This is a genomic window from Bradyrhizobium sp. YR681 (assembly GCF_000282615.1).
In the GTDB taxonomy this organism is placed as follows: Bacteria; Pseudomonadota; Alphaproteobacteria; order Rhizobiales; family Xanthobacteraceae; genus Bradyrhizobium.
Window position 1 is genome coordinate 23,813 of the sequence record NZ_AKIY01000061.1, and the last position, 6,368, is coordinate 30,180.

Here is a 6,368-nt window from a genome sequence, read left to right on the forward strand (position 1 = left end):
CTTCGCTCCTCGCAATGACGGGGAGAGGTCCGAAATCATGAACAAACCTGTGTTGCCAATGTCATCTCTGTCGCTCAAGTTACCCAAGGCCGATCGCTCGATCGAGACTTACCGGCTCGCGGCGTCGCGAACGTTCCCCGCGAAACTCGACGGACCGTTGAACCGCATCGCCTTCTCGGCCGTGCACACCGTCGTCGATCCCTTTGCGGACAACGATCCCTGGCTCTCCGCTGCCGTCGACTGGGACAAGACCATCGCCTTCCGCGAGCACGTCTGGGATCTCGGCCTCGGCGTGGCCGAGGCCATGGACACCGCGCAACGCGGCATGGGGCTGGACTGGCCGACCTCGCTGGAACTGATCACGCGTTCGGTGTCGGCTGCCAAGCGTCGCAACGCGCTGGTGTTCTCCGGCGCCGGCACCGACCATCTCGCGGTCGAGGACGCCAAGAACCTCGACGACGTGATCCGGGCCTATGAGGAGCAGCTCTCGGCGGTCGAGAAGGTCGGCGGCCGCATCATCCTGATGGCGTCTCGCGCGCTGGCAAAACTCGGCCGTAGTGCCGACGACTACGCCAAGGTCTACAACCGCGTGCTGTCGCAAGTCCGCGAGCCCGTGATCATCCACTGGCTCGGCGACATGTTCGATCCGGCGCTATCAGGATATTGGGGCACCAGGGATCTCGGCAAGGCGATGGACATCGCTGTGGCCATCATCAACAACAATGCGGCCAAGGTCGACGGCGTCAAAGTCTCGCTGCTCGACAAGCAGCGCGAGATCGACATGCGCCGTCGCCTGGACAAGCGCATCAAGATGTATACCGGCGACGACTTCAATTATGCGGAGCTGATCGCCGGCGACGAACAGGGGTTTTCCCACGCGTTGCTCGGCATCTTCGATGCCATCGCACCGGCAGCCTCTTATGCGCTGTCGCGGCTCGCGGCGGGAGACGAAGCGGGCTTCCATGATGTGCTGGGGCCGACGGTGCCGCTGTCGCGCCACATCTTCAAGGCGCCGACGCGCTTCTACAAGACCGGCGTTGTCTTCATGGCCTATCTCAACGGCCACCAGGATCACTTCACCATGGTCGGCGGCCAGGAGAGCACGCGCTCCACGCTGCATCTGGCCGAGTTGTTCCGTCTCGCCGACAAGGCCGGCCTGCTCGCCGACCCCGAACTCGCGACGCAGCGGATGAAGACCGTGCTCGCCACCCACGGTATTGAATCCTGATGCGCGATTTTTCGTCCGACCATCGCTGGCTGTCGCTCAACACGGCGACGGTCCGCAAGCAGGGTGACCTCGTCGAGATCATCGACGCCTGTGCGAGGCACGGCATCCGGGCCATCGATCCCTGGCGCGACCAGGTCGCCGCCGTCGGCCTCGACCGTGCCGTGCGCGCGGTGCGCGATGCCGGTCTCGATCTCTCCGGCTATTGCCGCGGCGGCATGTTCACCTCGGACGCATCGCGCCGAGGCGAAGTGCGCGACGACAACCGGCGCTGCGTGGATGAAGCCAAGGCGCTGGGCGCGCCCTGCATCGTGCTGGTCGTCGGCGGCCTGCCGCAATATTCACGGCCGGGCAGCGAGGCCTCGAAGGATATCGCGGCAGCGCGCGGGCAGGTCGAGGAAGCGCTGGCAGACATGCTCGACTACGCGAGGCAAGCAAAGCTGCCGCTGGCGATCGAGCCGCTGCATCCGGCCTATGCCGCCGACCGCGCCTGCGTGAACACCACCAAGCAGGCGCTCGATCTCTGCGACCGGCTCGATCCCGATCGTACCGGCATGCTCGGCGTCGCGCTCGACGTCTATCACATCTGGTGGGACCCGGAGCTGCTGGGCCAGATCACGCGCGCTGGCAAGGACCGGCTGCTCGCGTTCCATGTCTGTGACTGGCTGGTGCCGACAAAAGACATTCTCAACGACCGCGGCATGATGGGCGACGGCGTCATCGACATCAGATCGGTGCGCGCGGCAGTCGAAGCGCAGGGCTTTGCCGGCTATTCGGAGATCGAAATCTTCTCCAACGACTGGTGGGGCAAGCCGATGGACGAGGTGCTGCGCACCTGCATCGCGCGGCACAGGACGGTGGTCTAGGGGCCGCGAGCGTCGTCCTCATGGGCTTGCGAGCTGTTGCAGCGTGTTTTCAGCGTTGCGATACGATACTGCAGGGCAGACCGCCCATTGCAGCATTGACCAATCTTCGCTGCAATCGTCTCTCACAGTCCAAGGGAGGCATAGCCGGAAACAAGTCATCGAGGATCCATGCCATCGATCGTCATCGCCCAGGGCGGCGGCCCCACCGCCGTGATCAACCAGACCCTCTGTGGCGCGGTCCTCGCCGCGCGCAGCCATGATCCGTCGTTGCGCATTCTGGGCGCGCGCTATGGCGTGCGGGGCCTCACGGAGGGGAACGTCGTCGACCTCTCCGGCATGCCCGAGGCCGAACTCCGCCGCCTCGGCAACACGCCCAATTCGGCGCTGGGCTCGACCCGCGACAAACCAGATGCTGGCGCATGCACTGATATCCTCGCGGCTCTGGACCGGCTGGGCGCCCGCGCCTTTGTCTATATTGGCGGCAACGACACCGCCGGAACGCTCGAACTGCTGCGGCAGCAGTCAAGCGGTCCCTGCCATTTCGTGCATGCCCCCAAGACCATCGATAACGACCTGATGGAGAACGATCACGTCCCCGGCTTCATCTCTGCAGCCGCCTTCGTCGCCAATGCCCTTGTCAGCATGGATCTCGATTTTCGCGCCATGCCCGGCATCTATGTCGCCATCGTCATGGGCCGCCATGCTGGCTTCCTCTCCGCCGCGGCCGCAGGCTGGCAGCAATCGTCTGACGATGCTCCGCATCTGATCTACACGCCGGAAAAGCCGTTCTCGGTGGCCCAGTTCCTCGACGACGTCGATGCGGTCTACACGCGGCTCGGCCGCTGTATCGTCGCGATGTCCGAGGGCGTGCAGGACGAAGCCGGCCGGCCTCTCGCCGAGGCGCTGGCGGGCGCGGCGCTCGAGCGCGACGCCCATGGAAATCTGCAATTGACCGGCGGTGATCTCGGCATCGAGATCCAGAAAGCGCTGAAATCGCGTTTTCCCAAGGCAAGGGCGCGTGTCGACACGCTGGGCTATCTGCCACGTGCCTATATCGGCGTGATCGACGAAACCGACCGCAAGGAGGCTTTCGACGCCGGCGCATTTGCCGCGCAAAGCGCCTTGACCGGCAGCGGCTCGGTGGTGCTGCATTATGACGGCGAACGTATCGAACCCCGGCTCGTGCCGCTCGATCGCGTGGCCGGCAGAACACGCCATATGCCCGACGATTTCCTTGTCGGCAGCAATGGTGTTTCGGAAGAAGGACGGCGCTATTTCCGGCGGCTTCTACCCAGGCGGCCCGATATCTTCCTGCCGTTCGTGTGACATTGCCGGAGAGAGCGTTCTCAACTGAGGCTCTTGGCCCGGATGGGTTGAGCCCTCGCGAAACCCATCGCGGATGCCCGGCATCGGCGCGGTGCGCGATGCCGCTGATTTGCTTCCCCTCGTCAAATGGTTATGCGGATCCACAGGGGCAATCGTCCGTCAGGCTCGGCTACTGTGCATGGGGTTGTTTTCGCAGTTTTGTTTTGAGCCCTCAGCCGATCGCGCAAGGCACACTCAGGAATCCGCGGAACCGCACCCGTCCGCCCCGCACCGGCGCGCCGCTGACGGCATAGTTCGGGAAGCGCCCCAGGAAGCGCGCGACGGCAATCGCCCCTTCCAGCCGCGCCAGCGCCATCCCCGCGCATTGATGCGCGCCGGTGGCGAAGGCGAGATGGCGGTTCGGCGTGCGCGCGACGTCGAAGCTTTCAGGGTCCGGAAACTGCGCGGGGTCGCGGTTGGCGGCGCCAATGCACAGCGTTACCGACGTGCCGGTTTCCAGCATGACGCCGCCGATCTCGACCCGTTCGGTGGTGATGCGGTTGCCGAGCTGGTTCGAGCTCTCGTAGCGCAACATCTCCTCGACCGCGGTCTTGATCATGTCGGGGTTGTCGATCAGCCGCTGCTTCTGATCCGGATTCCGGTCGAGCGCGACGAGGCCGTTGCCGATCAGGTTCGTCGTGGTCTCGTGGCCGGCATTGAGCAGGAAGATGCAATTGTGCAGCAGCTCCTTCTCGGTCAGCCGCTCGCCGCTCTCTTCGCCCTGTATCAGCCGCGTGAGAACGTCGCGCTCGGGATTGCCCGGCTTCTCGCGCCGGCGCGCCACGAGCGTCTGGAGATAGGCGAGGAAATCCGTCACCGCCTTGTTGCCGCGCGCAGCCACGTCGGGCGACACCACCGGTTCGAGCGCGCCGAGGACCGCCAGCGACCAGTCGCGCAGCGGCGCGCGCTCGTCGTGGGGCACGTCGAGCAGATTGCCGATCACCTCGATGGGGATCGAGGCAGCAAAGTCCTCGATCAATTCGCAATGGCCCTTGGCGGCAATGGCGTCGAGCAGGCCGTCGACCAGCTTGACGATATCGCCCTCCATGCCGGCGATCGCGCGCGGCGACAGCGCGCCCATGATCAGGCGGCGCACGCGGGTATGCGCCGGTGGATCGTTGAAGACGAGGCTGGTGGTGTGGTGCTCGTACAGCGGGGTGTCGCCGTATTTCGGCGCGAACTCGCGCTTCTTGTCCGAGCTGAAGGACTTCGTGTTCTTGTAGGTGGCGACGAGGTCGTTGTAGCGGGTCAGGAACACGGTGCCGTTCGGCAGGCGCTTGACCGGCTCGTTCTCCCGCAGTGCACGATAGGTCGGATAGGGATCAGCGTAGAAGTCCGCCGTCAGCCTCGTTAGATCGAAATTGGCCGCCAGGTCTTTCGCACTTGCGTTCATCCGCCATACTCGCCTGATGAGACCGATATGCTGTTTTCGCTCTTTCGAGCGGCTCCGATCACCGTCTACAGTCGTGCCGTGATTTGCAAGCCGACCGGACAGGAAAATGCACGCACGCGCTGACGCTGCCGACACGGCGCCGACATGGCCCGACGATATTTTTGCGACCTTGCAACGCTTCGACGTCCGGCAGGTGCCTTACGTGCCCGATGCCGGCCATTCAAAACTGATCCAGCGTGTGCTGGGCTCGTCCACGATGCGCGGCATCGCGCTGACGACGGAGGAGGAGGGCGTGGCGCTGCTCGCCGGCGCCTGGACCGGCGGACAGCGCGGTGTGCTGCTGATGCAGTCGAGCGGCGTCGGCAATTGCATCAACATGCTGTCGCTGATCCCGATCCTGCGCTTTCCGTTCCTGACGCTGGTGACCATGCGCGGCGAGTGGGGCGAGTTCAATCCGTGGCAGGTGCCGATGGGATCGACCACGCAGGGCGTGTTCGAACTCTCCGGCGTCCAGGTGCTGCGCGCCTCGAACGCCGCCGAGGTGCCGGCCGTGCTGGAGGCCGCCGCCGCGCAGGCCTACAATGCGCTGACGCCCACCGCCGTCCTGCTGTCGCAGCGCCTGATCGGCGCCAAGGTTTTCACCAAATGAGCAAGGCCAATCTCCTCGACCGCCGTCAGGTCGTCTCCACACTGCTGGCGAACCGCAAGGACGTGGTTGCGATCGGCGGCCTCGGCGCCTCCACCAACGACATGTGCGCGGCCGGCGACCATGCCCGCAACTTCTATCTGTGGGGCGGCATGGGCGGCGCCGCGATGATTGGCCTCGGCCTCGCGCTGGCGCAGCCGAAGCTGCCGGTGCTGGTCATCACCGGCGATGGCGAGATGCTGATGGGCATGGGCAGCCTTGCCACGATCGGGCTGCAAAAGCCGTCCAACCTCTCGATCGCAGTGCTCGACAACGAGGCCTATGGCGAGACCGGCGGCCAGACCAGCCACACCTCGGCCGCCGCCGACCTCGTCGGCGTCGCCAGGGCCTGCGGCATCGGGGATGCCCGCGCGATCTCGACCATGGCCGAGGTGGAGGCCTTTGCCAAAGCCGTCCACGATGTCTCGGCCGGCCCGCGCTTCGCCAATGTGAAGATCGACAGCGCCAGCCTGGAGCGGATCCTGCCCACCCGGGACGGGACGTACATCGTCAATCGGATCCGCGGCGACCTCGGCTTCCAGCCCATTTAGGACGGCCCATCCAGTCCTTCCGGCGGCCCGGTCCTGCACGCGGGCCGTGCGGGCGCAGCCAATTTCCACTGATTTTACAACGCACTCAGGTTGCGATGCAGCATAATGCTTGACTTTTGCGTGGGTGAGTGCTTACTCACTAGCATGAGCTCATTGCGTATGACGAGCGACCTGAGGCGTCAATTGATCCTCGGTGCCGCGAAACGCTGCTTCGCCCGACACGGTTATACCGGCACCACGACCAAGAGCGTGGCGGCCGCCGCTGCCCTTTCCGAAGCGCTGC

7 protein-coding genes are annotated in these 6,368 nt (G+C 65.0%); 6 read left to right on the plus strand and 1 reads right to left on the minus strand.

What is annotated here, in order from left to right:
• Nucleotides 1-37 precede the first annotated feature (37 nt).
• The 3 genes from PMI42_RS08125 to PMI42_RS08135 all read left to right on the plus strand — a co-directional run bounded on the left by PMI42_RS08125 (nt 38) and on the right by PMI42_RS08135 (nt 3,417).
• Nucleotides 38-1,228, plus strand: coding sequence for a dihydrodipicolinate synthase family protein (locus PMI42_RS08125; RefSeq protein WP_008132438.1), 1,191 nt, complete (start codon nt 38-40; stop codon nt 1,226-1,228).
• On the plus strand, nt 1,228-2,091 hold the full coding sequence (locus PMI42_RS08130; protein WP_008132440.1) for a sugar phosphate isomerase/epimerase family protein: 864 nt from the start codon (nt 1,228-1,230) through the stop codon (nt 2,089-2,091). The genes PMI42_RS08125 and PMI42_RS08130 overlap by 1 nt, the downstream gene beginning before the upstream one ends.
• Nucleotides 2,092-2,259: 168 nt before the next feature.
• Nucleotides 2,260-3,417, plus strand: a complete 1,158-nt coding sequence (locus PMI42_RS08135) for a diphosphate--fructose-6-phosphate 1-phosphotransferase (RefSeq protein ID WP_008132442.1) — start codon at nt 2,260-2,262, stop codon at nt 3,415-3,417.
• A gap of 211 nt (nt 3,418-3,628) precedes the next feature.
• Here the strand turns inward: PMI42_RS08135 and PMI42_RS08140 are convergent, their stop codons facing one another.
• A complete protein-coding gene (locus PMI42_RS08140; RefSeq protein ID WP_008132444.1) occupies nt 3,629-4,849 on the minus strand; it encodes a cytochrome P450 in 1,221 nt (406 codons plus the stop codon).
• A gap of 106 nt (nt 4,850-4,955) precedes the next feature.
• Here PMI42_RS08140 and PMI42_RS08145 point away from each other — a divergent pair, with 106 nt between their 5' ends.
• The 3 genes from PMI42_RS08145 to PMI42_RS37840 form a co-directional block, all read left to right on the plus strand.
• Nucleotides 4,956-5,498, plus strand: a complete 543-nt coding sequence (locus PMI42_RS08145) for a thiamine pyrophosphate-binding protein (protein WP_008132449.1) — start codon at nt 4,956-4,958, stop codon at nt 5,496-5,498.
• Entirely contained in the window at nt 5,495-6,085 is a 591-nt protein-coding gene (locus tag PMI42_RS08150; protein ID WP_008132450.1) for a thiamine pyrophosphate-dependent enzyme, read from the plus strand. The genes PMI42_RS08145 and PMI42_RS08150 overlap by 4 nt, the downstream gene beginning before the upstream one ends.
• A 144-nt stretch (nt 6,086-6,229) precedes the next feature.
• Nucleotides 6,230-6,368: TetR family transcriptional regulator (locus PMI42_RS37840; protein WP_162137405.1), on the plus strand; the 139-nt coding region annotated here is incomplete at its 3' end.

Coding starts and splice junctions, on each gene's coding strand:
- PMI42_RS08125 (WP_008132438.1), top strand. CDS start 38: ATGAACAAACCTGTGTTGCCAATGTCATCTCTGTCGCTCAAGTTACCC.
- PMI42_RS08150 (WP_008132450.1), top strand. CDS start 5,495: ATGAGCAAGGCCAATCTCCTCGACCGCCGTCAGGTCGTCTCCACACTG.
- PMI42_RS08130 (WP_008132440.1), top strand. CDS start 1,228: ATGCGCGATTTTTCGTCCGACCATCGCTGGCTGTCGCTCAACACGGCG.
- PMI42_RS08145 (WP_008132449.1), top strand. CDS start 4,956: ATGCACGCACGCGCTGACGCTGCCGACACGGCGCCGACATGGCCCGAC.
- PMI42_RS08135 (WP_008132442.1), top strand. CDS start 2,260: ATGCCATCGATCGTCATCGCCCAGGGCGGCGGCCCCACCGCCGTGATC.
- PMI42_RS08140 (WP_008132444.1), bottom strand. CDS start 4,849: ATGAACGCAAGTGCGAAAGACCTGGCGGCCAATTTCGATCTAACGAGG.